This is a genomic window from Pseudomonas sp. 10(2024) (assembly GCF_045164175.1).
Lineage (GTDB): Bacteria > Pseudomonadota > Gammaproteobacteria > Pseudomonadales > Pseudomonadaceae > Aquipseudomonas > Aquipseudomonas alloputida.
Genome location: NZ_CP174006.1, coordinates 5,211,479 through 5,235,388, shown reverse-complemented (window position 1 = coordinate 5,235,388; position 23,910 = coordinate 5,211,479). Strand labels below are relative to the sequence as shown.

Sequence of the window (23,910 nt, the reverse complement as noted above, 5' to 3'; positions counted from 1 at the left end):
AGCGGGCGAGCCCGCGAAGAAGGCGACGCGGTCCTGAATTTCTACTTGATCGCCGAGGATGCTCGACCACCGGCTTTTCATGCCGCCGGACAAAGCAGGCATAATACCGCGCCTTCTACACTCAAGCGCACTTTCACAGATTGCCGGACACCCCATTGACCCAGGCCGAAGCCCCCACTGTCATCCCTCGTCCCTCGGCCTGCCCGGGGTTGTGGCGCATCGTCAGTGCCCGTGATGGCGGCATCTGCCGTATCAAGCTGCCGGGTGGCCTGCTGCTGGCCGAGCAGGCCGAGGCCGTGGCGGCGGCGGCCGAGCGCTTTGCTGGCGGCGTGATCGAAGCCACCAACCGTGGCAACCTGCAGATTCGCGGCATTGGCAGCGAGCATCGCGCTTTGGTCGAGGCACTGCTCGCAGCCGGCCTGGGACCACGCGACGCCGCGGGTGACGATGTGCGCAACGTGATGCTCAGCCCACTGGCCGGGCATGACCCGCTCATGCTGCTGGACGCCAGGCCGCTGGCCGGGCAGATCCTCGACCTGTTGGAAGGCACCCCGCGCTTTCACCAGTTGTCGGCCAAGTTCGCTGTGCAGCTGGATGCAGGCGAGCGCCTGGCCATGCTCGAACACCCCCACGACCTGTGGCTGTCGCCCCTGCACCTGGACCAGCAGACCTGGCTGGCGTTTGGCCTGGCAGGGTGCCCGGCAGAGGGCCAGGCGCTCGGTGCGGTGCCGCTGACGCAGGGCCTGATGCTGGTGCGCGCCGTGCTGGAGCGCTTCCTCGATCTGGCATCCCCGACGCAGACGCGCATGCGCCAGCTGCTTGAGGTGTACCCGACAGCCGATTTTGTCGCTGAGCTCGGCCTGGATATCCGCCGCGATGCTGCCGTGCTCACCTGGCGGCGTGAACAGCACCGCGCCTCGTGGTTGGGCAGATTGCCCCAGGCGCAGGGTATTGCCCTTGGCGTTGCCCCGCCGCAAGGCCGCCTGACCCCCGCGATGCTGCGTGGCGCCGCACGTATTGCCCGTGAACTGGGCGATGCCAGCATGCGCCTTAGCCCTTGGCAAAGCCTGGTGCTGACCAACCTGCAAGCGCAGCACATCGATCAGGCCCTGGCCGAACTGTCTGCGCTGGGGTTGCTGTGCCACGACCATGAACCCCTGGCGCGTATCAGCGCCTGCACCGGTGCCAGCGGCTGCGCCAAGGCCCTTGCCGAGACCAAGGCCGACGCCGTTGTCCTGGCCGCGCTGCTGGGCCCTGGCGTGCCGGCCAGCGTGCACCTGTCCGGCTGCCCCCGTTCCTGCGCCGTGGCCCATGTTGCCCCGGCCACTTTGCTGGCCCGTTCGCCGGGCCGTTACGACCTGTATCTGCGTGATGCGCGCCAGCCGGGTTTCGGTGCCCTGCGCGCCACCGACCTTACCTTGAATGAAGCAGGCGCCATGCTCGACCTGCCGACGGAGCACCTTGATGATTGACTACATCCGCGATGGTCAGGAGATCTATCGCAACTCCTTCCGGATCATCCGCGAGGAAGCCCGACTCGAGCGGATCCCCGCAGACCTTGAAAAGCTCGCCGTGCGCGTGATCCACGCCTGTGGCATGGTCGACGCCATCGATGGCCTGCAGTTCTCAGACGGTGCCGGCCGGGCCGGGCGCGAGGCGCTGCTCAACGGCGCGCCGATCCTGTGCGATGCGCACATGGTGGCCGAAGGGATCACCCGGGCGCGCTTGCCAGCTGACAACAAAGTCATCTGCACCCTGCGTGACCCCAGCGTGCCGGGCCTGGCCAAAGACGCCGGCAACACACGCTCCGCCGTAGCCCTGGAGCTGTGGCGCCCTTACCTGGAGGGCAGCGTGGTGGTCATCGGCAATGCCCCTACCGCGTTGTTCTACCTGTTGGAGATGCTCGATGCCGGTGCGCCCAAGCCGGCGCTGATCCTCGGGTTCCCGGTCGGTTTCGTCGGTGCTGCCGAGTCCAAGGCCATGCTCGCCGCCGACAGCCGTGGCGTGCCGTTCGTGATCATGCAAGGCCGCCTGGGCGGCAGCGCGATGGCCGCCGCGGCGGTCAACGCCCTGGCCACGGAGGTGGAATGATGGCCCCGCGCGGACGACTGCTTGGCCTGGGCGTGGGCCCTGGCGATCCTGAACTGATTACCCTCAAAGCCCTGCGCCTGTTGCGTGAGGCGCCGGTGGTCGGCTACTTCGTGGCCAAGGGCAAGCGTGGCAATGCCTTCGGCATTATCGAGGCGCACCTGCAGCCCGAGCAGACCCTGCTGCCGCTGGTCTACCCGGTCACCACCGAAGTGCTGCCGGCGCCGCTGTCCTATGAGCAAGTGATCAGCGACTTCTACGACGAAGCCAGCGTACAGGTGGCCGAGCACCTGGATGCCGGCCGCGACGTGGCGGTGATTTGCGAAGGCGACCCGTTCTTCTATGGCTCCTACATGTACTTGCATGACCGCCTGGCGCAGCGCTACGAGGCAGAAGTGATTCCCGGTGTCTGCTCCATGCTCGGTGGCGCTTCGGTGCTGGGGGCGCCGCTGGTGTACCGCAACCAGAGCCTTTCGGTGTTGTCCGGTGTGTTGCCCGCTCAAGAGCTCAAGCGCCGTCTGGCGGACGCCGATGCAGCGGTGATCATGAAACTTGGGCGCAACTTCCCCAAGGTGCGCGAAGTGCTGGCCGAACTGGGCCTGGACGGGCGTGCGCTGTATGTGGAACGGGCGACCATGGCCAACCAGAAGATCGTGCCGCTGGACCAGGTCGACCCGCAGTCGTCACCCTACTTCTCGCTGATAATCGTGCCGGGGGAAAAATGGCAGGGCTGAACATGCACAAGGCGCCGGCGATCATCATTCTTGGGCCGGGCAGCCTGGCGACGGCGCAGCGTATCCAGGCCTGTTATCCACAGGCCACGATCCATGGCCTCGAGGGGCGTGTAGAGGGTGCGGACCAGTCGTACGCGTCGTTTGGCGATACCCTGCGCGGGTTGTACCAGCAAGACACGCCGATCATCGCGTTGTGCGCCGCGGGTATCGTCATCCGCAGCCTGGCCAGCCTGCTCAGCGAGAAGGGCAGCGAGCCGCCGGTCCTGGCCGTGGCCGAGGATGGTAGCGCGGTAGTGCCGTTGCTCGGCGGCCTCGGTGGGGTGAACGTGATGGCGCGCGAAATCGCTGACGCGCTGGGCGTTTCCGCCGCCATCACCACCAGTGGCGAGCTGCGCTTCGGGACTTGCCTGCTGAACCCGCCGCAGGGCTATGCATTGGCCGACATCGAGCAAGGCAAGCGCTTTGTATCCGACCTGTTGGCGGGTGAGTCTGTGCGCATCGAAGGTAACGCCCCGTGGCTGCAGCTGGCGCAGTTGCCCGCCAGCGAAGCGGCGCAGCGCACCATCCATGTGGGGCATCAGGCGCGCCCGGCCAACCGCGATGAGTTGCTGATCCACCCGCGCCTGGTGGTGGTGGGCGTTGCAGGTGGCAATCTGCACAGTATTCGCGCAGCCCTGCAGCAGGCCGGCATCGCCGAGCCCTCGGTAGCCTGCGTGCTGGCAGACGAGCGAACCATGGCCGACAGCGCGTTGCACGAAGCTGCGCAGGCCCTGGGTGTCCCCTTGCGCTTCGCCACCCGCCCAGGCGATGTGGCCAGCATGGTCGCTGCGGCGGTGCCCGATAGCGAGTTGATAGCGCTTGGAGAAGTCGTGGTCGCGGTGGCGCCTGCCCCGGTCGACGTAGCGCAGGTCGGCCGCCGTCGCGGTCGCCTGGCGGTCATCGGCCTTGGCCCAGGTGCGGCGGAACTGATGGTGCCGGCGGTCAAGGCCGAACTTGCGCAGGCCGAAGATGTGCTCGGTTACGAAACTTACGTGCGCATGGCTGGCCCGTTCCGCAGCGACCAGGTGCTGCACTGCACCGACAACCGCGAAGAGATGCAGCGCGCCCGACATGCCTTCGAACTGGCGGCCCAAGGCCGTTCGGTGGTGGTGGTCTCGTCGGGCGACCCAGGCGTGTTCGCCATGGCCGCTGCAGTGCTCGAAGCGCTGCACGAATCCAGCGACCCCGCCTGGCATCGCGTCGACCTCGAAATCCTGCCAGGGGTGTCGGCCTCGCTCGCTACCGCTGCGCAGGCGGGGGCACCGCTGGGGCATGACTTCTGTGTGATGTCGCTGTCGGACAACCTCAAGCCCTGGTCGATCATTGAAAAGCGCCTGGACCTGGCGGCCCAGGCTGACCTGGTGCTGGCCTTCTACAACCCGATTTCCAAATCCAGGCCGCACCAGCTCGGGGTGGCCCTGGAAGTTGTGCGTCGCCACCGCGAGGGGAGCACGCCTGTAGTCCTTGGGCGCGACATCGGTAGGCCGGGGCAGACGCTGAAGGTAGTCACCTTGGCCGAACTGCTGCCAGAAATGGTCGACATGCGCACCATGGTTCTGGTTGGCTCCTCTACAACCTGTGTATTCCCTCGCCTGTCGGGTGGGGTGTGGGCCTACACGCCGCGTTGGTACCCCACCGCCAACTAGTTGCGTCGGAAACTCTTCAGCGCGCTTTGTGGCCAGCGCGCTGGCTAAGGTGATTGCCCTTGACTCAAGGGGCAACCATCAAGGAGTTTCCAATGTCCGATGCAACCCAAATCACCACCACCGATGCCGCCATCCTGGTAGACGGCAACCTGCTTGCCTTCGGCGCGGGCATGTCTGCGCAAAGCCGTCATGATGTGAAGAATGCCTTCCACTTCGCCACGTTGGTCGCCGACAAAGCTTTTGACGCCGAAAAGCAGAGCCGGGAGTGGTACGACAAATTCATCGATGTCATGCGAGACCTTGGCTTTACCATCCCACGCCGTACCTTCGAACTTGAAACCTCGGTGGAACTGTCCGTCACCGTAGGCGCCGTGGCCATCCGCGCGATAGGTGTGGTCGGCAATGCGATGCTGGGCGGCACCAAGCTGGGTGAAGTGGCAAAGCGGGCGTTTGACAAAATGACCACAGTCGAAAACGACGCCAAGGTGCTCCACCACAAGCGCAAGAACAAAGCCAGGGGCCTGGTCGGCCTGGCCTCCTGCATTGAAACCTCCAAAAACGATGTGGTCATGGTGGTGAGCTGCATCCAGGCATCTGCCCCAGCACTGGACGACGATGTGCTCGGCATCCAGTGGAAGCTGGACAGGTCCGCTTACTACGCCGGCACGGCAGTGCTCACCCTCAATAACTTTGTCTACGACAAAGTCCGCGAAACCGTAGAAAACAAACTCGGCGTGCGCAGTGTCGAGAACGTGCTCGAGTACGACATCTGATTGCTCGGCGGCGTAGTCGCAACGCCGCCTTGTTCGGTTCTTTGTGACGAGGTAACACGATGGATAGAGCAGATGAGCAACTGATGTTGATTGGCGGAACAGCATTGCTGTATTCGCCAGGCGCAGTCGAGGCACAACGCCAGGCCGCTTTCGATTCAGTCCTGTACGCGCAGTTGGTAGCCAACAAGCACGCCGGTTCACGCGTGGACAATTATGAAAACTGGTATGCCGCGTATCGGGAGGCCTACCGCCAACTGGGCTGGATCAAGCTGGCCAGTACTCATGACCTGAAACCGTTGGGGCGACCTGTGCGCAACGCGCATACACAGCCACTTGAAGCGTGGCTGAAGATGCGTTCGCTTCGCCATGAGGCCGTGCTGGCGGCGATAAAGACGGGCCTTGGCCAGTCTGCTGAAGGCTTCCGGCACTTGCTGAGTTTCTGCGCGCATGATCAGGCGCAGTGCTCCACCCTGGTCATCGAACTTGGCGTACTCAAGCCGGGCCCGGCGCTGGACTTGTGCAGCATCTCGCTGCAAATCGACAAGCCACTCTCGCTAGTTTCGCTGGAGACATTTCTGGGCGAACAAGTACTTGAGGGCGAGGCCGAGTTCAACGGCGTTTCCCTGGCATTGGATGAAGGACGCTTCCAACGCCAGCGTGATGAATTGCAGGCCTTGATGAAAACCAAGGATGCACAGGCCGTTTACCGGTTCGACCCTTACGCACAACCTACAGGAGCAGCATCATGAGTGAAGCCACGTCTGCCGTGATCGGCGCTGGGATTGTTTCGTTCTTGCCGGGCGTCGACGCCGCGCAGAAAAACAAGGTGAAGCTGGCCTTGGCAATGGCCGAAAGAGCCACCGAGGCCGCTTTCAAAGAGGGGCTGATTAAAGACTGGTTCGCTTATTACCGTAACCAACTCAAATTCATGGGGTGGGATGCGGTAACGGCTGAGCAGATCCATTGGCCGGACAAGACGCGTACGCAACAGACGGATCAGGTGCTGCAGACCCTGTCCAAAACTGCCGGGGACAGCTTTGCATCGTCGGTCAAAGTGTCCATTCAAGCGTTGCTGACCAAGCCGTCGGTGCTGAAGGAACTTGAGAAAAAGGCATTCGAGATGCAGCACTTTCAAGTGTTGGCCTGTGCGCCGGCCGGTAATAACCGTGTCGACATGGTGATTTACCACGAAACGGACAAGCAGTCTGTTTTCAGTGCAGGGTTCATCAGCCGAAAGCGCAGTTACAAGAATGTGCGTGCGGAGCTGGTCCGGTTCAATATTCTGGCCTTCGAGAACAGCGTAATGCCAAAAGTGCAGGAAAGCGTCGTCAAGGTATCCCTGGCGCGCATTCATGACTATGCCATCTAAGGCACCAGGTACCCTTTGATCCCTGTAAAAATGATCTGCGCCGCCAGGGCACAGACGAACAGCCCCATCAAACGGCTGACGATCTGCAGGCCCTGGTCGCCCAGGATTCGCTCGATACCGTGGGACAGGTAAAGCACTAGGCCGACAGTGAAACTGGCCAGGGCAATGCTGACGATGGCCAGCAGTTTTTCATCCCAGTGCGGCTGGCTCACCCCCATCACCAACAGGGCACCGATGGTACCGGGGCCAACGGTCAGCGGAATGGTCAGCGGTACGATGGTCACATCCTGCTGCACGTTGTCGGCCTGTACCGCCGGCTTGCCCTGGGCCATGCCCAGGGCCGAAATGAATAGCACGCTGCCGGCACCGATGCGGAAGGCATCGGCGGTGATGCCGAAAATTCCGAATATCGCGCGCCCGAACAGGTAGAGCATCACGCTGGCGACCAAGGCTGCGAACGCGACCTTCCAGGCCAGTTGCTTGCGCTCCTTGCTGGAGTGGCCGCGGGTCAGGCTGATGAAACACGACAGCACGAAGAACGGGCTGTAGAGCACGAGCATTTTCAGGTAGACGCTGAACAACTCATAGAGCATGAGCAGTGTTCCTTGGGTTTATGCCGGCGCGGCCTTGTGTCGCGAGGCCGCTCCTGCAAGAGCATTGGATATCGGTCAGGACGTATGTGCCGGGTCCACCTTGGCTTCCCGGTGATTGGCCCAGTATTGAATCAGCTCACGCAACTGCGACAACTCCACCGGTTTGGCCATGTGTCCGTCCATGCCTGCCAGCCGCGCACGCTCCTTGTGTTCGGCCAGTATGTGCGCTGTCAGTGCCACCACCGGCGTGCGCTGGCGCTGGTTTTCAGCTTCCCAGGCCCGCAACTGCTGGGTGGCCGAGAAACCGTCCAGTATCGGCATCTCGCAGTCCATCAACACCAGGTCATAATGCTGCGCTTTCATCGCCTGCAAGGCCTCTTCGCCATTGCAGGCGGTATCGGGCTTGAGGTTGAGCTTGCCGAGCATGCTGCGGATCACCTTGGTCGAGATGCTGTTGTCTTCGGCGACCAGCACGCGGAAGTCGCCTGGCAGGTCCAGCGCCTGCGGGATGCCAGGCAGGCTGGCAGGCATCGCCTGTTCGCGGCCGCGCTGGGCCAGCTCCTCGGCCAGGGTGGTCTTCAATGTATAACCGGCCACCGGTTTGGCCAGTATTCGCTTGACCCCGGCGTTGCGCGCGATGACTTTGCTCGGCGCATTGCTGATGCCGGTGAGCATCACCACCAGGATGTCGTGGTTCAGGCTCGGGTCTTCCTTGATCTTGGCGGCCAGCTGCATGCCGGTCATGCCGGGCATGTTCTGGTCCAGCAGCACCGCGTCGAAGTAGTCGCGCAGGTGTGCCTTGGTGCGCAAAAGGGCCAGAGCCTCCTTGCCTGACGGCACCGCGCTGACGTTCATGCCCCAGGCGCTGCACTGCTGTACAAGCACCTTGCGGCACGTGTCGTTGTCGTCGACCACCAGCACGCGGGCATCGCGTAGCGGGCTGTCGAGGTCCGCCGGTGGCTGTTCCAGACGGGAAGGGTCCAGCGGCAAGGTCAGCCACAAGGTGTTGCCCATGCCGGTGTTGCTCTTGATGCCGAACTCGCCCTGCATCAGACCGATCAGCTGTTTGGCGATGACCAGCCCCAGATGGCCGCCCAGCTTGTTGCTGGAAAGGAAGTGGTGGCTGTGCAACTCAGCCTGCAGCAAGGCTTCACGGTCGGCTGCGGGCAACGGCTCGCCGCTGTCCTGCACGGCGATACGCAGGCGTGGCACCTCGCCGCGTTGATCCAGCGCCACCACCAGCAGGATCTCGCCCTGGTCGGTGTTTTTCAGGGCGTTTTCCAGCAGGCTCGACAAGGCCTGGCGCAGGCGCGTCGGGTCTCCGCTGATGACCCGTGGTACTTGTGGCTGGGTGAAACTGATCAGCTCGATGTTCTGTTGCTCGGCCTTGGCGCGGAAGATGTTCAGGCAATCCTCGATCAGCGCGTTAAGGTCGAACTGCACATCATCCAGCTCGATCTGCCGGGATTCCAGCTTGGAAATGTCCAGAATTTCGTTGATCAGCGTCAGCAGCTCGTTGCCCGCGCTGTGGATGGTCTGCACATAATCTCGTTGCTTCACCGACAGCGGTGTGCCCAGCAGCAGTTCAGTCATGCCGAGCACGCCGTTCATCGGGGTGCGGATTTCGTGGCTGATCTTGGCCAGGAACTCGGCTTTGGCGTTGATTTCTGCATCGCTGGCGGCCAGCGCGCGGCTGGCGCTGAAACGCTCCTCGCTTATGCGCCGCAGCCGTTCACTGACCGCCAGGTTGAGCAGCAGGCCACTGACCACGGTCAGGCCCAGCAGGATACACAGCAGCCAGGGTGTGGAGGTGCGTGTCAGGCCCAGCAGGGCTGGCAGCAGTACCAGGCCTCCGAGGTTGAACACCACCATTGCCAGGCTGAACAGGCGTCCGGGCGCATAACCCTTGTACCAGTGGTAGCTGCTGACCAGCAGCATGCTCACGCTGCCCAGCGCCATCAGGGCGTAGGTCATCAGGTTCAATGGCAGGGTATCGACGAACAGCAGCACCAGGCCACTGAGCCCGACAATCAGCATCTCACCCTGCAGCAGGCGGTTAAGCCGTGGCGAATTGCACGGCGAAAAGAAATGTTGGGTGAAATACAACCCGGACAGGCCGGCCAGGACCAGTGTCAGATAGGCGGCAGGCGTTTGCGCACTGTGCCACACATGCCACCAGGGGCCGCTGAGGTTCAGCAGGATCAGGCCGCTGAGCAGCATCAGGCCGTGGTAGAGCGCCAGGATCAGGGTGGTGCTGGAGCGGGTGTAGAGGAAGCGGATCAGGTTGTGCATGATCAGCATGATCAGGCCGCCGAACAGCATGCCGAACAGCAGCGGCTGGCGTTGGTCCGAGGCTGCCTCGGCCGCAGGTTCAAGGCTGATGGCCGGACGCAGCTGGTGCTCTGAGGCCAGGCGCAAGTAGATGTCCAGCGGTTGCCTGCTGTTGGGCAGGGGCAATACATGGTCGCTGCCTCGCAGGGTCGGGCTGGCATTGCCGGCCTGGCGCCCGTGGTGCAGCTGACGCAGAAGTTGTTCGCCTTCGAGGGCGTAGAGGTCCAGGCCAGAAAGGTCCGGGGCAAATACCCGCAGCAGTTGCTCCTGGTCACCTGGTGCCAGACGATAGTGCAGCCACAAGGCCTGTCCAGCCGGGGCAGCATCAAGGTCGGCGAGAGGCAGTGGGCTGAACTGGTTGCGATAGCGCTCGGAGCGCACATCGCTCAGTTGCAGGTTGGCCTGTTCGTCGAGCAGAACGGTCCAGCCACCGTCATGTTCGGCCGCAGCCGGAAACATGCAGAGCAGGGTCAGCAAGCTGACGATCAGAGCTGAGGCAATCCGAAGCCGACGCACTACGAAATCCCTTCTTGGCCGATGTGCCGGGTACTCACTATGCGCGGCGCGCCAAGTCGAAGGCAAGGCCCATTCCGGGCCCTGTCGACGAGCCGGATGCCGCAGGCTGAAACCGCTACGGCATACCGGTAGTACTTACTGCTGGTGCTCACCGCGCTCGCGGGCGATGGCCCGATAGCCGATGTCGGAACGGTAGAAGCTGCCGTTCCAGCTGACTTCCTTGGCCAGGCGATAAGCCTGCTGCTGCGCGTCGGCAACGGTGCTGCCCATGGCGGTGGCACACAGCACGCGCCCGCCGTTGGTGGTTACCTTGCCATCCTTGAGCGCAGTACCGGCATGGAATACCTTGCCTTCGATCTTGGCGGCAGCGTCCAGGCCGTTGATCACGTCGCCCTTGGCGTAGTCGCCCGGGTAACCGCCCGCTGCCAGGACCACGCCCAGGCTTGGGCGCGGGTCCCACTGTGCTTCGACCTTGTCCAGTGCCTTGGCGAATGCAGCCTCCACCAGCAGGACCAGGCTCGACTCCAGGCGCAGCATGACCGGCTGGGTTTCCGGGTCACCGAAGCGGCAGTTGAACTCGATGACCTTGGGGTTGCCCGCCTTGTCGATCATCAGGCCGGCGTAGAGGAAGCCGGTGTAGACGTTGCCTTCCTCGGCCATGCCGCGCACGGTTGGCCAGATCACCTGGTCCATCACGCGCTGGTGCACGTCGGCGGTAACGACCGGGGCAGGGGAGTAGGCGCCCATGCCGCCCGTGTTCGGGCCGGTGTCCTGGTCGCCGACGCGCTTGTGGTCCTGGCTGGTGGCCATGGGCAGCACATTGTGGCCGTCGACCATGACGATGAAGCTGGCTTCCTCGCCGTCGAGAAACTCTTCGATCACAACACGCGAACCTGCTTCACCGAAGGCGTTGCCAGCCAGCATGTCACGCACGGCGGCTTCGGCTTCTTCCAGCGTCATGGCGACGATCACGCCTTTGCCTGCCGCCAGGCCGTCGGCCTTGATCACGATTGGCGCGCCTTTTTCCTGCAGGTAGGCCAGCGCTGGCTCGATCTCGGTGAAATTCTGGTAGTCGGCGGTCGGGATCTTGTGACGCGCCAGGAAATCCTTGGTGAAGGCCTTGGAGCCTTCCAGCTGGGCCGCGCCCTTGGTTGGACCGAAGCAGTCCAGGCCGCGGCTGCGGAACAGGTCGACCACGCCGATAACCAGCGGCGCTTCCGGGCCGACGATGGTCAGGTCGACGTTTTTCTCGGCGAAGTCGGCCAATTGCTCCAGGGCGCACACGTCGATGGCGACGTTCTCGCACTTGGCTTCAATGGCGGTACCGGCGTTGCCCGGGGCAACGAAGACTTTCTCGACGCGTGGGTCCTGGGCGACTTTCCAGGCCAGGGCGTGCTCACGGCCGCCGCTGCCGATGATCAAAACTTTCATGTCAAAACCTCGATTCAAGTGATCCCGTGGCTTGCGCCGAACACTGTGGGAGCGGGCTTGCCCGCGAATGCGGCGGTGAATCCACCATCGTATTCGCGGGCAAGCCCACTCCCACAGGATCTCGACTTGCCTCGGGATCCGCGTAATTAGTGGCGGAAGTGGCGCATGCCAGTGAAGACCATCGCGATGCCGGCCTCGTCGGCAGCAGCGATGACTTCAGCATCACGCATCGAACCACCCGGCTGGATCACGGCGCTGATACCCACTTTAGCTGCATTGTCGATGCCGTCACGGAACGGGAAGAATGCATCCGACGCCATGACCGCGCCCTGCACCTGCAGGCCAGCGTGCTCAGCCTTGATTGCAGCGATGCGGGCGGAGTTGACGCGGCTCATCTGGCCGGCGCCGACGCCGATGGTCTGGCGCTGCTTGGCGTAGACAATGGCGTTGGACTTGACGAACTTGGCCACTTTCCAGGCGAATACCAGGTCGTGGATCTCTTGCTCGGTCGGGGCACGCTTGGTGACGATCTTCAGGTCATCGGCGGTGATCATGCCGATATCGCGGCTTTGCACCAGCAGGCCACCGTTGACGCGCTTGAAGTCCCAACCGGCAGCGCGCTCGGCTGGCCACTCGCCGCACTCCAGCAGGCGTACGTTCTGTTTGGCAGCCACCACGTCGCGGGCGGCCTGGGAGATTTTCGGGGCGATGATCACTTCGACGAACTGGCGATCGACAATGGCCTTGGCGGTTTCGCCGTCCAGTTCACGGTTGAATGCGATGATGCCGCCGAACGCCGATTCGGTGTCGGTCGCGTAGGCCAGGTCGTAGGCTTTGCGGATGCCGCCTTCGTCTTCCGGTACTACCGCCACGCCGCACGGGTTGGCGTGCTTGACGATGACGCAGGCCGGCTTGACGAAGCTCTTTACGCATTCCAGCGCGGCGTCAGTGTCGGCCACGTTGTTGAATGACAGTTCCTTGCCTTGCAGCTGGACAGCGGTGGAAATGCTGGCTTCGCCTTTCTTGGCTTCTACATAGAACGCCGCGCTCTGGTGCGGGTTCTCGCCATAACGCATTTCCTGTGCCTTGACGAACTGGCTGTTGAAGGTGCGCGGGAATTCGCTGCGCGCCTCGGTGCTCAGGGTGTCTTTGGCCTGGTCGATGGTGCCCATGTAGTTGGCGATCATGCCGTCGTAGGCGGCAGTGTGCTCGAACGCCTTGAGCATCAGGTCGAAGCGCTGGGCATAGGTCAGGCCACCGGCCTTGAGGCCTTCGACGATGCCGGCGTAGTCGCTGGCGTTGACCACGATGGCCACGTCCTTGTGGTTCTTGGCTGCCGAACGGACCATGGTCGGGCCGCCGATGTCGATGTTCTCGATGGCGGTCGGCAGGTCACAGCCAGGCTTGGAAATGGTGGCTTCGAACGGGTACAGGTTGACCGCAACCAGGTCGATCGGCTTGATGCCGTGCTCGTTCATGATGGCGTCGTCGGTGCCACGACGGCCAAGGATACCGCCGTGGATCTTCGGGTGCAGGGTTTTGACCCGGCCATCCATCATTTCGGCGAAGCCGGTGTAGTCGGCCACTTCCACCGCGTTTACGCCGTTGTCCTTGAGCAGCTTGTAGGTGCCGCCGGTGGACAGGATCTCGACACCGAGCTGCTGCAGCTCACGGGCGAATTCGAGGATACCGGTCTTGTCGGAGACGCTGATCAGGGCGCGGCGGACTGGCAGGCGGGTAGTCTGGTCGGTCATTTCGGGTTCCAATAACGCGGTGGAGTCAGCAAAAAAGGCGCCTCTGTTCAGGGAGTCGCCTTTTCTGGATGGGATTCTGGCTTACAACAAGTCGTACTGCTTGAGCTTCTTGCGCAGGGTGCCTCGGTTCAGCCCGAGCATCTCGCTGGCCTTGGTCTGGTTGCCCTTCACGTAGTTCATCACGCTTTCGAGCAGGGGCGCCTCGACTTCGGAGAGCACCAGGTTGTACACGTCCGTCACGGTCGCGCCTTCCAGGTGGGCGAAGTAGTTGTGCAGCGCCTTCTCGACGCTGTCGCGAAGGGTCTGGCCCTCTTCGCTCGGCGTGTTGAGGTGCTGTTTCAGGTTGGCGTTGTCGCTCACGGGCGTTGTTCCACTCACAAATGTCTCGGTCATCATCGTCATGCGGCCACCCCTTGTCCGTCCTCTGTCTCAAGGCTCTGTCGACGTTCGCTGAAAAACGCGCGAACGTTGGCGCACTGCGCTTGTGTGTCTTCCAAAGCGTTGAACCGGGCGCGAAACTCCTTGCCGCCGGGTCGTGTTGCCAGGTACCAGCCAACGTGCTTGCGGGCGATACGTACGCCCATCACATCGCCATAGAAGGCATGCAGCGCGGCCAGATGCTCCAGCAGGATGCGTTCCACTTCGTCCAGTTGCGGCGCTGGCAGATGTTCGCCAGTGCGCAGGTAATGCTCGATCTCGCGAAAGATCCATGGCCGCCCCTGGGCAGCCCGGCCAATCAACAGGCCATCGACCCCGGTGGTTTCCAGCACCGCCCGGGCCTTTTCTGGCGAGGTGATATCGCCGTTGGCAAAAACCGGGATTGACACCGCCTGCTTGATGGCAGCGATGGTGTCGTACTCGGCTTCGCCGGTGTACAGGTCGGCACGTGTGCGGCCATGCACCGCCAGCGCCTGGATGCCAGCCTGTTCGGCGATCTTCGCCACGTTCAGGCCGTTCTTGTTCGCCCGGTCCCATCCGGTGCGGATTTTCAGGGTCACCGGTACGTCCACGGCGCTGACCACGGCGTGGAGGATCTCGCTGACCAAGGCTTCATCTCTCAATAAAGCAGAGCCTGCGGCTTTGTTGCAGACTTTTTTTGCCGGACAGCCCATGTTGATATCGATGATCTGGGCACCCGCCTCGACATTGGCCTTTGCCGCCGCAGCCATCATCTGCGCATCGCCGCCGGCGATCTGCACCGAGCGTGGCTCGGGATCACCTTCATGGATGCGGCGCAGGCTCGACTTGCGGCTGTTCCACAGGCTCATGTCGCTGCTAACCATTTCCGACACCACCATACCGGCGCCCAGGCGCTGGCAAAGTGTACGGAAAGGCTGGTCCGTGACCCCGGCCATGGGCGCGAGGATCAGGTTGTTACGTAGTGTGTATTGGCCGATGCGTACCGCCGACATAGGTGATCCCTGTTGTGGGGCCGAATCTTGGAGTTCGAAAAAGGGTTGGCATGATACCCGCTCTCGATGACTGGATAAAGATGGATTTGGATAAAATCTGAACAGTTGTCGGCTTATGCCTTTGCGCTTCAAGCAGCAGGCGACAGGACGAAAAGCGGTCGCGGTTGGGGCTTCTTGTCTTGTCGCTTGCTGCTGGCCGCTTGTCGCCTACTCCGGCGAACGGAAGCTCAGGCTGTAATTCACGGCCTTCGGCCCAGGGTCGAGGATGTCCAGGGCAATGTGGATTGGCGTCTGGCTGGGCATTTCGCCACGCCCTGCCAGTTCGCCCGACAGGTACTCGCTGGGCTTGAAGCGACGGCTGGCGATCAGTTGGCCATTGAGGTCGGCGAAGCGCAGCTCCAGCAACGGGAATGGCTGGGCGAACGGTGCGCGGTTGTAGATGATCGCGTCGACAATCAGCGCGCCCTTGAAGTCCGGGTGGCTGCGTACCACCAGGTTGCTGCTCTTGATGCGTGCAATATCGACGCGGGTAGGCACCTGGCAACCGACCATCGGGCAGATCTGCTGGAAAATCGGCCGATACTGGTCCTGGCGGGCCATTTCGTCGAAGTGGAACCACACGTACTGGAACGCGAGCAGGCCGGCAGCCAGCAGGGTCAGAAAGCCCCACAGCAGGCGCTTGCCCCAGTTGGGTGCGGGTTTTTCCCAGCCTAGCTGCAAGGGGTCGTCGACCACATCGACCAGCGGCTCCTTGCGCGAGGGGCGCTCGGGTTTGCCGGCAAGGCCTGGTTCCAGGCGCTCTCCGGGCAGCGGCTCGACGGGCTCGTCGTCATGCGCCGACAGGCGCAGCGCCAGTGGCTCGTCGTCGCGGGCGCTCAGGCCCGTTTCCGGGGTTTCGTCATCGCTGATACGCAGCGGTTCGCTGAATGCGGGCTGGTCATCGCGTTCGGCCGCACGGTGCACGGGCGGCTCGCCATCGATGTCCAGGTCAAGGTTGCTGCCCAGGGTAGGCTCGGTGCGTTCGCCGGGTGCAGGCTCCAGGTCGAGCTCCAAAGGTTCCGGTTCCAGCAGCACCGGGGTAGGCTCTGCCGGTTCCTGCGGCACGTAGGGCTCATCGGTAGCCGTGCCGAAAAGGTCTTCTGCGTGCTCGTCCGGGTGAAGTTCATCGCGCCGTGCCTGCAGCTTGTCATCCTGGCTGGCCGGGTGGGTCGGGGCCGGTTGGCCGCGACGCTCCAGGCGCTCCAGTTCCTTGTCGAGGTCGAGCTCGTCCAGCGCCTGGGCAGTCAGCGCCCAGTCCTGGTCAGGGGGGGTACCGCGTACGCTGGTGGCAGGCTCTTGCGCCGGTTCGGCCAGCGGCTCGACAGGCACTGCAGGTACCGGTGCCGGCACCACGGGGGCGCTGGTGGTGGCGGCGCGGTTTTGCTCCAGCAGCTGCTTGGCGGCATTGAATACCTGCAGGCAGTGACCGCAGCGCACCACGCCACGGGCCACGCCCAACTGGTGGTGGGTGACGCGAAAGCTGGTCTGGCAATGCGGGCACTGGGTGACGAAACTGTCGGTCATGCGGCGATCCGGGAGCTGTGCAGAAAAGTATTCTAGGCCCGCTTAGCGACGCCGACCACTGATGCGCACCCAGCCGTCGCGCACGACGATCGGGTCCAGTTCAAAGTCGGCGGCATAAGCGGCGGCCACGTCTTCACCTTGCTCGGCGAGGATGCCCGAAAGCGCCAGCAGGCCACCTGGGCGAACCAGGCCGGACAACTGTGGCGCCAGCGACACCAGCGGGCCGGCGAGGATGTTGGCAACCAGCACGTCGGCCTGCATCGCCGGCATGTGTTCGGGCAGGTACAGCGCCAGTTTCTCGTCGGCAATGCCGTTGCGTTGGGCGTTGTCGCGCGAAGCCTCGATGGCCTGCACGTCGATGTCGGTGCCTACCGCTTCGCGGGCGCCCAGCAGCAGCGCAGCGATGGCCAGGATGCCCGAACCGCAGCCAAAGTCCAGCACCTGGGTGCCTTCAAGCTGCTGGCCGTCGAGCCATTCCAGGCACAGGGCCGTGGTGGGGTGGGTGCCGGTGCCAAAGGCCAGGCCCGGGTCGAGCAGCAGGTTCACGGCGTCCTTTTCCGGGGCATCGTGCCAGCTGGGCACGATCCACAGGCGGCGGCCGAAGCGCATCGGCTGGAAGTTGTCCATCCAGCTGCGTTCCCAGTCCTGGTCCTCGATCACCTCGGCCTGGTGCTCGGGCAGCTCGGCGCCGGTCAGCAGGCGCAGGTGGGCGAACACCTGTTCAGGGTCGGCATCGGCCTCGAACAGCGCCAGCAGGTGAGTGTGCGACCACAGCGGGGTGGTGTTGAGGTCTGGTTCGAAGATCGGTTGATCTTCGGCATCCATGAACGTGACCGAGACGGCGCCTACTTCAAGCAGCGCATCTTCATAGGTTTCGGCTTGTTCCGGGCTGATGGCCAGGCGTACTTGCAGCCAGGGCATGGCGGGCACCTTTGATAAATCGACAGGGGCAGCCCTAGGCTGCGCGAAGGCTGGCAGTTTACGCGAGTGCGGGGGATTTGTGGATCGGGGGCTGCACAGCAGCCCCCCGGGCATGTATCAGACAAAACAGAGCGACAGCGACTCGGCTATATAAGCAGGTTTCTCTTCACCCTCAATCTCCAGCGTGGCAATCGCCTTGAGTAGCCACTGCCCCGGCTTTTTCTCCACCACCTCGCCCAGCTTTACCTTCAGCCGAACCCGGCTGTCGACCTTGACCGGCTGAATGAAGCGCACGCTGTCCAGCCCGTAGTTCACCACCATCTTCAGCCCTTGCGGCAGGACGAGGATGTCCTCGATCAGCTTGGGGATCAGCGACAAGGTCAGGAAACCATGGGCGATCGTGCCGCCAAACGGGGTTTTTGCCGCCTTCTCGGGGTCGACATGGATGAACTGGAAATCGCCGGTCGCCTCGGCGAACAGGTTGATGCGCTGCTGGTCGATCTTCAACCACTCCGAGTGGCCCAGCTCCTTGCCAACGTACTGCGAAAGCTCTGTAACCGGTACATGGGGCATCGCGGACTCTCCGGGTTGTCTGTTGGTACGAAAGTACAAGATCAGCACGGCGAACCGTTTCAGTCAAGTTGCCCGCTTTTCGGCGAATATCGGTCTACAGCCGAGCGTGCTTATAATGGCGGCCATGCCCGAGGGAGATGCTTATGCTGTTGCGTGGTTTGACCTGGCTGGTACTGTTCCAGCTGCTGGGGACGGCGATCAATCACCTGTTCGTGCCGTTTTTACCCGGGCCGATCATCGGCCTGTTGTTGCTGCTGCTCTTCCTCATGGCCCGCGGTGAGGTCGGCAAGCCGCTGAACGAGGCCGCCAGCAGCTTGCTGCGCTATCTCCCGCTACTGCTGGTGCCGCCGGCAGTCGGGGTGATGGTATATGCCAAGGACATTGCCGCCGACTTCTGGGCGATTGCCGGGGCCTTGCTGATCTCCTGTCTGGTGACCCTGGTGTTCGTCGGTGTGCTGATGCAAAAGCTCATCCAGCGCCAGGGCAAGCGTGAGGAGCAGCCATGATGCTCGACTGGCAGGGCGCACTCGATGCGGTCATTCATCACCCATTGTTCGGTATCGGCATCACGCTGGGGGCCTATCAGGTAGTGCTGGCAGCCTACGAGAAAACCCGCTGGATCTTCCTGCAACCTGTATTGGTATCGATGCTGCTGGTGATCGGTGTGTTGCTGCTGTGCGGCATCGATTACAGCGAGTACCGCAAAAGCACCGAAATCATGAACATCCTGCTGGGGCCCGCTACGGTGGCCCTGGCTGTGCCGCTCTATCTCAACCTGCGGCGTATCCGCCAGCTGTTCTGGCCTACATTTACTACGCTGGTAGTCGGAGGCCTGTTCGCCACGCTCTGCTGCCTGGTGCTGGGTTGGTGGTTCGGTGCCGAGCACATGATCCTGATGACCATGGCGCCGAAGTCCGTCACCTCGCCGATCGCCATGCTGGTGGCTGAGCAGATTGGTGGCGTGGCAGCCCTGGCGGCAGTGTTCGTGTTGATTACCGGGGTGATCGGGGCGATCTTCGGCCCGGCGTTGCTGAGCCGCTTCGGCGTGCACAGCCCTGAGGCGCGCGGCATGTCGCTGGGCGTGACCGCACACGCAGTGGGCACTTCGGTGGCCCTGCAGGAAAGTGACGAATGCGGCGCCTTTGCCGCGCTGGCGATGAGCCTGATGGGAGTGGCTACAGCGGTGTTCCTGCCGCTGGCAGTCAGCCTGGTGGCTTGAGGAATTGTGATGACGCTACCGCTGTTTCCGCTCAATACCGTGCTGTTTCCTGGCTGCTTTCTCGATTTGCAGATTTTCGAGGCGCGCTACCTGGACATGATCGGGCGCTGCATGAAGCAGGGCGAAGGGTTTGGTGTGGTGTGCATCCTTGAGGGCGAGCAAGTCGGCAAGGCGCCGCCGGTGGTCGCCTCGATCGGCTGTGAAGCGGTGATCCGCGACTTCGTGCAGCAGGATAACGGCTTGCTGGGTATCCGCGTCGAGGGCGTGCGGCGCTTCAATCTGGAAAGCTCCGAGGTGCAGAAGGACCAGTTGCTGGTGGGCCAGGTGCAATGGCTGCAGGAGCAGGCCGACAGCCCGTTGCTGGAAGCCGATGACGACCTATTGGCGCTGCTGGTGGCTCTGGGTGAGCACCCCATGGTCGAAGCGCTGGGCATGCCGCGGCCGGTGGACGGGCGTCAGGCGCTGGCCAATCAGCTGGCGTACCTGTTGCCGTTCATGGAAGAGGACAAACTGGACCTGCTGACCCTCGATTCGCCACAGCAGCGGCTGGGCGAGATCCAGAAGCTGCTGGAGCGGATTCAGGGTGAGTTGTTCGCCTGATGGTTCTGTATTGCCTGTGCCGGCCCCTTCGCGGGTAAACCCGCTCCTACGACAAGCGCGATCCCTGCGTAGGAGCGGGTTCACCCGCGAATAGGCCGCACAGGCGACATCAATATTGATACCTGGCCAACGCCTGCGGCAGCGCATGCATGGCGAAGAACGCCAGCAGCGCCACGCATGCCGGCAACACCAGCCACCACACCCGCAGCGGCAGGGCTGGCAGGGTCTGCTGGCGTTGTACCAATGTCAGGCTGAGTGCGCACACGCAACAGGCCAGCAGGGCCCCGGCCAGGATATCGGTTGGCCAGTGCGCCCCCAGGTACACCCGCGACAGGGCAATCGCCAGCGCCGGAATGCACCCCAGCATCACCCAGGTCAGGCGCATGCGTGGTGGCTGCCCACGCCCCGCCAGTACGGCCATGACCAGGAAGAACGCGAACGATGCCGAGCTGTGCCCGCTGGGCATGCTGTAGCTGGTCAGTGGGTCGGTCAGTACTTCCGGCCTGGCCCGGGCAAATAGCCATTTCAGTGTGCCGTTGGCGATCGCCGTGCCCATCAACGCGCCCGCCGCGAAAAATGCGTGTCGCCACTGACGGGCAAGCAGCAGCAGGCCGGTCAGCAGGGCGCCGAGGAACAACTGGGTGCGGAAATCGCCTAGCCGTGTCACCAGCACCACGGTGCTGTCGATGGCCTGGCTGCGATGCTCCTGGACCAGTGTCATCACGCCTTGGTCGAACTCATGGAAGTAGGGCCAGCCGAGGAATACACCGGCCAGGGCGATGAAGCTGAGCGCGGCAACCAGCCGGGTGCCGTGGCGCTGGTCACGCAGGCTGGTATTGAGGCTCAGGCCGATCAGCACCGCAAGGGCGCCGGCTATGATCCCGGCGTCCAGCCAGAAGCCTTCCGGCAGGGGCAGGCGCATGGCGGCGCCGGTGGCCCAGCCGGGCAGCAGGTAGGCGACCGACCAGCCGGCGCCCGCCAGCAGGCTGACGGCGATGAAGCGCGGCAGGGGCATGTCGAACATGCCGGCGACCATTGGCAGCATCGGCCGCAGCGGGCCGATGAAGCGGCCTACCAGCAGGCTGGCGATGCCATAACGCTGGAAGTAGCTTTCGGCGCTGCCGATCCATTCCGGATGGTGGCGTAGCAGCGGCAGCCGGCGAATGTTCTGGTGGAAGTACTTGCCCACTGCGTAAGACATGGCGTCGCCCAGCAGGCCGCCGAGAAAGCCGAGGAGCAGCGTTTCGCCCAGGCTGAACGTGCCGTTACCGGCCAGTACCGCAACGGCGAACAGCAGTACGGTGCCCGGCACGATAATGCCGGCGATGGCCAGGCATTCGATGCAGGCCACCAGGAAAATCGCCAGGCCAAGCCACTGCGGGTTGGCGCTGAGCCAGCCGGTCAGGCTGTCGAGCCATTGGCCCATGTTCAGCTTCCTTGTTCGAGAATGAAGAAATCACGGCCTTCGACTTGGCCGCGACGTAACGGGTTCCGTGTGCAGAAACGGGCGTACTCGGCATCGACGAAGCGGTACGGCAGGTGCTCGTCGCGCCCGTGCGGGATGCCCAGGCGAGCGGCCTGGATCACCCGGGGCACGGCGTTGCCGCAGTCCTCGACGTACAGGCGTTCGGCGTCGAAACGCTGGGCGTCCCAATGCGGCACTTTCAGGCCCAGGGCCCGGCATAGCAGGGTCTGGCCGGCGCACAGGCGCTCTTGCGGGCGGATATTGCCGCTTGCATCGGGGTTGTTCAATTGCATCTGCGCCAGGCTGTCGGGCCCCGAGAGGGTGTCCTGCCAAGGATAGGCAGACTTGATCAGCACTGCGTTGCCCGGCCCGTGGGCGCTGAAGTTCAGCGAATCGCCGCCGCGGGCGTAGTACATGTAGATGTGCCCCCCATCCAGGAATAGCGCCTTGCGTTTTTCGGTGTAGCCGAGTGAAGCGTGGCTACCTTTGTCGGAAAGGTAGTAGGCCTCGGTCTCGATGATCCGCGCGGCCAGCCACAGGTCGCCGTGGCGGTGACGGATGACCTTGCCCAGCAGGGCCTTGGCCAGGATCTGGGCGTCGCGGTCGAAAAAGCTGTCGGGCAGGGCTGGCATGCGGGCAGTTCGTGGCTGGAGAGGCGGGGATGATAGCAATGAATGGCTTAATCGAGGCTGAATCGGATGGTGATGTGGGCAGTGCCGGCCCTTTCGCGGGTAAACCCGCTCCTACACAAATCCCAGTGGGAGCGGGCGCGCCCGCGAAAGGGCCGCAACAGGAGATGGAAATCTCGATAACCCCGGTTACATCTTTCCTACACATTGCCCCATCCATTTTCTACCATCCGCCACCCGCCGCTGGGCGTACACCTGCGCGGCAGTTATAATCAGCCGATTTCCCCTTCGCCAAGACACCGAACCCATGACTGAGTCCGTTCTTGACTATATGACCCGTTTGGGTCGCGCTGCCCGTGAGGCTTCCCGAGTGATTGGCCGTGCCAGCACCGCGCAGAAGAACCGCGCCCTGCAAGCCGCCGCCGACGCGCTGGACGCTGCCCGTGCCGAACTCACCGCTGCCAACGAGCTGGACCTGGCCGTCGGCCGCGCCAGTGGCCTGGAGCCCGCACTGCTCGATCGTCTGGCGCTGACCCCGGCGCGTATCGACGGCATGATCACCGGCTTGCGTCAGGTGGCCAGCCTGCCGGACCCAGTCGGTGCCATCCGCGACATGAGCTACCGTCCATCGGGCATTCAGGTAGGCAAGATGCGTACCCCGCTGGGGGTGATCGGGATCATCTATGAATCGCGTCCGAACGTGACCATTGATGCCGCCAGCCTGTGCCTCAAGTCGGGCAATGCAACCATCCTGCGTGGCGGTTCCGAAGCCATCCACTCCAACCGCGCCATTGCCACCTGCATTCAGCGTGGCCTGGCCGAAGCCGGCCTGCCGGCGGCGGTGGTGCAGGTGGTCGAAACCACCGACCGCGAAGCCGTGGGCGCGCTGATCAGCATGCCGGAATTCGTCGATGTCATCGTGCCGCGCGGAGGCCGTGGCCTGATCGAGCGCATCAGCCGCGATGCCCGCGTGCCGGTGATCAAGCACCTGGACGGCATCTGCCACATCTATGTCAGCCAGCATGCCGACCTGGACAAGGCCTGGAATGTGGCTTTCAACGCCAAGACCTACCGCTACGGCATCTGCGGTGCCATGGAAACGCTGCTGGTCGACCAACAAGTGGCTGAGCGCTTCCTGCCAGAAATGGCCCGCCGCTTCGTGGAGAAGGGCGTGGAGCTGCGCGGTTGCGAGCGTACCCAGGCTATCATCAGCGTCAAACCGGCCACCGAAGCCGACTGGCACACGGAATACCTCGATGCGATCCTGTCGATTCGCGTGGTCGACGGCCTGAACCAGGCCATCGAGCACATCAACCACTATGGCTCGCACCACACCGACTCGATCATCAGCGAACACCAGGGTGAAGCCCGTCAGTTCATGGCTGAGGTCGATTCGGCGTCGGTCATGCTCAACACCCCGACCTGCTTTGCCGATGGCTTCGAGTACGGCCTGGGTGCGGAAATCGGTATTTCCACCGACAAGCTGCATGCCCGCGGCCCTGTCGGCCTGGAAGGCCTGACCTGCGAGAAGTATGTGGTGATCGGCGATGGCCAGTTGCGCGGCCAGGGGTCCTGCTGAATTGAGCAAGGCCCAGGCAGTCCGGCGTATCGGCATTCTAGGGGGTACCTTCGACCCCGTGCATATCGGCCACTTGCGCAGCGCGCTGGAAGTGGCCGAGTTCATGCGGTTGGATGAGCTACGCCTGTTGCCCAATGCCCGGCCGCCGCACCGCGACACGCCACAGGTGGCCGCGCAGGATCGCCTGGCGATGGTCCGTGAAGCGGTGCAGGGCGTCGCTTGCCTGAGCGTCGATGCCCGCGAGCTGGAACGTGACAAGCCGTCGTACACCATCGATACGCTGGAATCGATCCGCGCCGAACTGTCCGGCCACGACCAGCTGTTCCTGGTGCTGGGTTGGGATGCCTTCTGTGGCCTGCCCGCCTGGCATCGCTGGGAAGAATTGCTGCAACACTGTCACATCCTGGTACTGCAACGTCCGGATGCCGACGTAGAACCCCCTGACGAGTTGCGCAACCTGTTGGCTGCGCGCTCGGAGAGCGATCCCACCGCCATGTCCGGCCCGGCGGGAAATATTTCGTTCGTCTGGCAGACGCCGCTTGCGGTGTCGGCTACACAGATCCGACAGCTGCTGGCCAGCGGCAAATCGGTGAGGTTCCTGGTGCCGGACGCCGTACTGGCCTATATCGAGGCGCACGAACTGTATCGTGCGCCCAACTGACGGTGCCTCTGGCG

The 23,910-nt window shown here is 63.3% G+C and carries 23 protein-coding genes; 12 read left to right on the top strand and 11 right to left on the bottom strand.

From position 1 onward, the window contains the following. Positions 1-140: 140 nt before the first annotated feature. The 7 genes from cobG to ACI7M0_RS23705 all read left to right on the top strand — a co-directional run bounded on the left by cobG (position 141) and on the right by ACI7M0_RS23705 (position 6,649). Positions 141-1,472 carry a precorrin-3B synthase gene (gene cobG, locus ACI7M0_RS23735; protein WP_177413600.1) on the top strand — a complete coding sequence of 444 codons (1,332 nt, stop codon included), beginning with the start codon at positions 141-143 and terminating at the stop codon, positions 1,470-1,472. Continuing rightward, positions 1,465-2,091 (top strand): precorrin-8X methylmutase, encoded by a 627-nt coding sequence (locus ACI7M0_RS23730; protein ID WP_003249670.1) that lies wholly within the window; start codon positions 1,465-1,467, stop codon positions 2,089-2,091. The genes cobG and ACI7M0_RS23730 overlap by 8 nt, the downstream gene beginning before the upstream one ends. Beyond that, entirely contained in the window at positions 2,088-2,822 is a 735-nt protein-coding gene (locus tag ACI7M0_RS23725; protein WP_020191548.1) for a precorrin-2 C(20)-methyltransferase, read from the top strand. Before ACI7M0_RS23730 ends, ACI7M0_RS23725 begins: the two co-directional genes overlap by 4 nt. After that, entirely contained in the window at positions 2,810-4,507 is a 1,698-nt protein-coding gene (gene cobJ / locus ACI7M0_RS23720) for a precorrin-3B C(17)-methyltransferase (RefSeq protein ID WP_129932644.1), read from the top strand. The genes ACI7M0_RS23725 and cobJ overlap by 13 nt, the downstream gene beginning before the upstream one ends. A gap of 92 nt (positions 4,508-4,599) precedes the next feature. Next, complete coding sequence (locus ACI7M0_RS23715; protein WP_012053823.1) at positions 4,600-5,280, top strand: hypothetical protein; 681 nt, start codon at positions 4,600-4,602, stop codon at positions 5,278-5,280. 59 nt (positions 5,281-5,339) lie between these two features. After that, positions 5,340-6,029: a hypothetical protein gene (locus ACI7M0_RS23710; protein WP_129932645.1), complete on the top strand. Its 690-nt coding sequence runs from the start codon at positions 5,340-5,342 to the stop codon at positions 6,027-6,029. Next, positions 6,026-6,649 (top strand): hypothetical protein, encoded by a 624-nt coding sequence (locus tag ACI7M0_RS23705; protein WP_012053821.1) that lies wholly within the window; start codon positions 6,026-6,028, stop codon positions 6,647-6,649. Before ACI7M0_RS23710 ends, ACI7M0_RS23705 begins: the two co-directional genes overlap by 4 nt. On the opposite strand, the gene ACI7M0_RS23700 is transcribed toward ACI7M0_RS23705, so the two are convergent. The 9 genes from ACI7M0_RS23700 to ACI7M0_RS23660 all read right to left on the bottom strand — a co-directional run bounded on the left by ACI7M0_RS23700 (position 6,646) and on the right by ACI7M0_RS23660 (position 17,743). Continuing rightward, positions 6,646-7,242, bottom strand: a complete 597-nt coding sequence (locus ACI7M0_RS23700) for a MarC family protein (protein ID WP_129932646.1) — start codon at positions 7,240-7,242, stop codon at positions 6,646-6,648. The two genes, ACI7M0_RS23705 and ACI7M0_RS23700, sit on opposite strands and share 4 nt — an antisense overlap. Positions 7,243-7,317: 75 nt before the next feature. Next, a complete protein-coding gene (locus tag ACI7M0_RS23695; protein WP_129932647.1) occupies positions 7,318-10,089 on the bottom strand; it encodes a hybrid sensor histidine kinase/response regulator in 2,772 nt (923 codons plus the stop codon). 135 nt (positions 10,090-10,224) lie between these two features. Continuing rightward, positions 10,225-11,520, bottom strand: a complete 1,296-nt coding sequence (gene purD / locus ACI7M0_RS23690) for a phosphoribosylamine--glycine ligase (protein WP_003249685.1) — start codon at positions 11,518-11,520, stop codon at positions 10,225-10,227. A gap of 146 nt (positions 11,521-11,666) precedes the next feature. Then, positions 11,667-13,274, bottom strand: a complete 1,608-nt coding sequence (gene purH, locus ACI7M0_RS23685) for a bifunctional phosphoribosylaminoimidazolecarboxamide formyltransferase/IMP cyclohydrolase (protein WP_003249687.1) — start codon at positions 13,272-13,274, stop codon at positions 11,667-11,669. Between the two features lie 81 nt (positions 13,275-13,355). Next, positions 13,356-13,676: a DNA-binding transcriptional regulator Fis gene (gene fis / locus ACI7M0_RS23680; protein WP_012274390.1), complete on the bottom strand. Its 321-nt coding sequence runs from the start codon at positions 13,674-13,676 to the stop codon at positions 13,356-13,358. Next, complete coding sequence (gene dusB / locus ACI7M0_RS23675; RefSeq protein WP_003249695.1) at positions 13,673-14,686, bottom strand: tRNA dihydrouridine synthase DusB; 1,014 nt, start codon at positions 14,684-14,686, stop codon at positions 13,673-13,675. Before dusB ends, fis begins: the two co-directional genes overlap by 4 nt. A gap of 207 nt (positions 14,687-14,893) precedes the next feature. After that, positions 14,894-16,249, bottom strand: coding sequence for a DUF3426 domain-containing protein (locus tag ACI7M0_RS23670; protein ID WP_129932649.1), 1,356 nt, complete (start codon positions 16,247-16,249; stop codon positions 14,894-14,896). Between the two features lie 42 nt (positions 16,250-16,291). Then, on the bottom strand, positions 16,292-17,170 hold the full coding sequence (gene prmA / locus ACI7M0_RS23665; protein WP_003249700.1) for a 50S ribosomal protein L11 methyltransferase: 879 nt from the start codon (positions 17,168-17,170) through the stop codon (positions 16,292-16,294). A gap of 117 nt (positions 17,171-17,287) precedes the next feature. Continuing rightward, positions 17,288-17,743 (bottom strand): MaoC family dehydratase, encoded by a 456-nt coding sequence (locus ACI7M0_RS23660; protein ID WP_010955428.1) that lies wholly within the window; start codon positions 17,741-17,743, stop codon positions 17,288-17,290. Between the two features lie 143 nt (positions 17,744-17,886). Between ACI7M0_RS23660 and ACI7M0_RS23655 the strand changes: the two genes are divergently transcribed. The 3 genes from ACI7M0_RS23655 to ACI7M0_RS23645 are packed head-to-tail and all read left to right on the top strand — an operon-like array spanning position 17,887 to position 19,562. Continuing rightward, positions 17,887-18,249: a CidA/LrgA family protein gene (locus ACI7M0_RS23655; RefSeq protein ID WP_049586734.1), complete on the top strand. Its 363-nt coding sequence runs from the start codon at positions 17,887-17,889 to the stop codon at positions 18,247-18,249. Then, positions 18,246-18,962 (top strand): LrgB family protein, encoded by a 717-nt coding sequence (locus ACI7M0_RS23650; RefSeq protein ID WP_004576852.1) that lies wholly within the window; start codon positions 18,246-18,248, stop codon positions 18,960-18,962. The genes ACI7M0_RS23655 and ACI7M0_RS23650 overlap by 4 nt, the downstream gene beginning before the upstream one ends. 9 nt (positions 18,963-18,971) lie before the next feature. After that, positions 18,972-19,562, top strand: coding sequence for an LON peptidase substrate-binding domain-containing protein (locus ACI7M0_RS23645; RefSeq protein ID WP_129932650.1), 591 nt, complete (start codon positions 18,972-18,974; stop codon positions 19,560-19,562). A gap of 109 nt (positions 19,563-19,671) precedes the next feature. On the opposite strand, the gene ACI7M0_RS23640 is transcribed toward ACI7M0_RS23645, so the two are convergent. Both ACI7M0_RS23640 and ACI7M0_RS23635 read right to left on the bottom strand, forming a co-directional pair. Beyond that, positions 19,672-20,988 carry a bifunctional DedA family/phosphatase PAP2 family protein gene (locus ACI7M0_RS23640; protein ID WP_129932651.1) on the bottom strand — a complete coding sequence of 439 codons (1,317 nt, stop codon included), beginning with the start codon at positions 20,986-20,988 and terminating at the stop codon, positions 19,672-19,674. Between the two features lie 2 nt (positions 20,989-20,990). After that, complete coding sequence (locus ACI7M0_RS23635) at positions 20,991-21,659, bottom strand: DNA-3-methyladenine glycosylase (protein WP_129932652.1); 669 nt, start codon at positions 21,657-21,659, stop codon at positions 20,991-20,993. 304 nt (positions 21,660-21,963) lie between these two features. Between ACI7M0_RS23635 and ACI7M0_RS23630 the strand changes: the two genes are divergently transcribed. Next, the gene (locus ACI7M0_RS23630; protein WP_129932653.1) at positions 21,964-23,235 is read left to right on the top strand and encodes a glutamate-5-semialdehyde dehydrogenase; all 1,272 of its coding nucleotides are present in this window, start codon (positions 21,964-21,966) and stop codon (positions 23,233-23,235) included. Next, positions 23,204-23,896: a nicotinate-nucleotide adenylyltransferase gene (nadD, locus tag ACI7M0_RS23625; protein ID WP_020191776.1), complete on the top strand. Its 693-nt coding sequence runs from the start codon at positions 23,204-23,206 to the stop codon at positions 23,894-23,896. Before ACI7M0_RS23630 ends, nadD begins: the two co-directional genes overlap by 32 nt. Positions 23,897-23,910: the final 14 nt, after the last annotated feature.

Coding starts and splice junctions, on each gene's coding strand:
- ACI7M0_RS23730 (WP_003249670.1), top strand. CDS start 1,465: ATGATTGACTACATCCGCGATGGTCAGGAGATCTATCGCAACTCCTTC.
- prmA (WP_003249700.1), bottom strand. CDS start 17,170: ATGCCCTGGCTGCAAGTACGCCTGGCCATCAGCCCGGAACAAGCCGAA.
- ACI7M0_RS23670 (WP_129932649.1), bottom strand. CDS start 16,249: ATGACCGACAGTTTCGTCACCCAGTGCCCGCATTGCCAGACCAGCTTT.
- ACI7M0_RS23645 (WP_129932650.1), top strand. CDS start 18,972: ATGACGCTACCGCTGTTTCCGCTCAATACCGTGCTGTTTCCTGGCTGC.
- nadD (WP_020191776.1), top strand. CDS start 23,204: ATGGCCAGTTGCGCGGCCAGGGGTCCTGCTGAATTGAGCAAGGCCCAG.
- ACI7M0_RS23725 (WP_020191548.1), top strand. CDS start 2,088: ATGATGGCCCCGCGCGGACGACTGCTTGGCCTGGGCGTGGGCCCTGGC.
- ACI7M0_RS23655 (WP_049586734.1), top strand. CDS start 17,887: ATGCTGTTGCGTGGTTTGACCTGGCTGGTACTGTTCCAGCTGCTGGGG.
- purH (WP_003249687.1), bottom strand. CDS start 13,274: ATGACCGACCAGACTACCCGCCTGCCAGTCCGCCGCGCCCTGATCAGC.
- ACI7M0_RS23705 (WP_012053821.1), top strand. CDS start 6,026: ATGAGTGAAGCCACGTCTGCCGTGATCGGCGCTGGGATTGTTTCGTTC.
- purD (WP_003249685.1), bottom strand. CDS start 11,520: ATGAAAGTTTTGATCATCGGCAGCGGCGGCCGTGAGCACGCCCTGGCC.
- ACI7M0_RS23635 (WP_129932652.1), bottom strand. CDS start 21,659: ATGCCAGCCCTGCCCGACAGCTTTTTCGACCGCGACGCCCAGATCCTG.
- cobJ (WP_129932644.1), top strand. CDS start 2,810: ATGGCAGGGCTGAACATGCACAAGGCGCCGGCGATCATCATTCTTGGG.
- ACI7M0_RS23715 (WP_012053823.1), top strand. CDS start 4,600: ATGTCCGATGCAACCCAAATCACCACCACCGATGCCGCCATCCTGGTA.
- ACI7M0_RS23700 (WP_129932646.1), bottom strand. CDS start 7,242: ATGCTCTATGAGTTGTTCAGCGTCTACCTGAAAATGCTCGTGCTCTAC.
- ACI7M0_RS23640 (WP_129932651.1), bottom strand. CDS start 20,988: ATGGGCCAATGGCTCGACAGCCTGACCGGCTGGCTCAGCGCCAACCCG.
- ACI7M0_RS23630 (WP_129932653.1), top strand. CDS start 21,964: ATGACTGAGTCCGTTCTTGACTATATGACCCGTTTGGGTCGCGCTGCC.
- ACI7M0_RS23710 (WP_129932645.1), top strand. CDS start 5,340: ATGGATAGAGCAGATGAGCAACTGATGTTGATTGGCGGAACAGCATTG.
- ACI7M0_RS23660 (WP_010955428.1), bottom strand. CDS start 17,743: ATGCCCCATGTACCGGTTACAGAGCTTTCGCAGTACGTTGGCAAGGAG.
- ACI7M0_RS23650 (WP_004576852.1), top strand. CDS start 18,246: ATGATGCTCGACTGGCAGGGCGCACTCGATGCGGTCATTCATCACCCA.
- dusB (WP_003249695.1), bottom strand. CDS start 14,686: ATGTCGGCGGTACGCATCGGCCAATACACACTACGTAACAACCTGATC.
- fis (WP_012274390.1), bottom strand. CDS start 13,676: ATGACGATGATGACCGAGACATTTGTGAGTGGAACAACGCCCGTGAGC.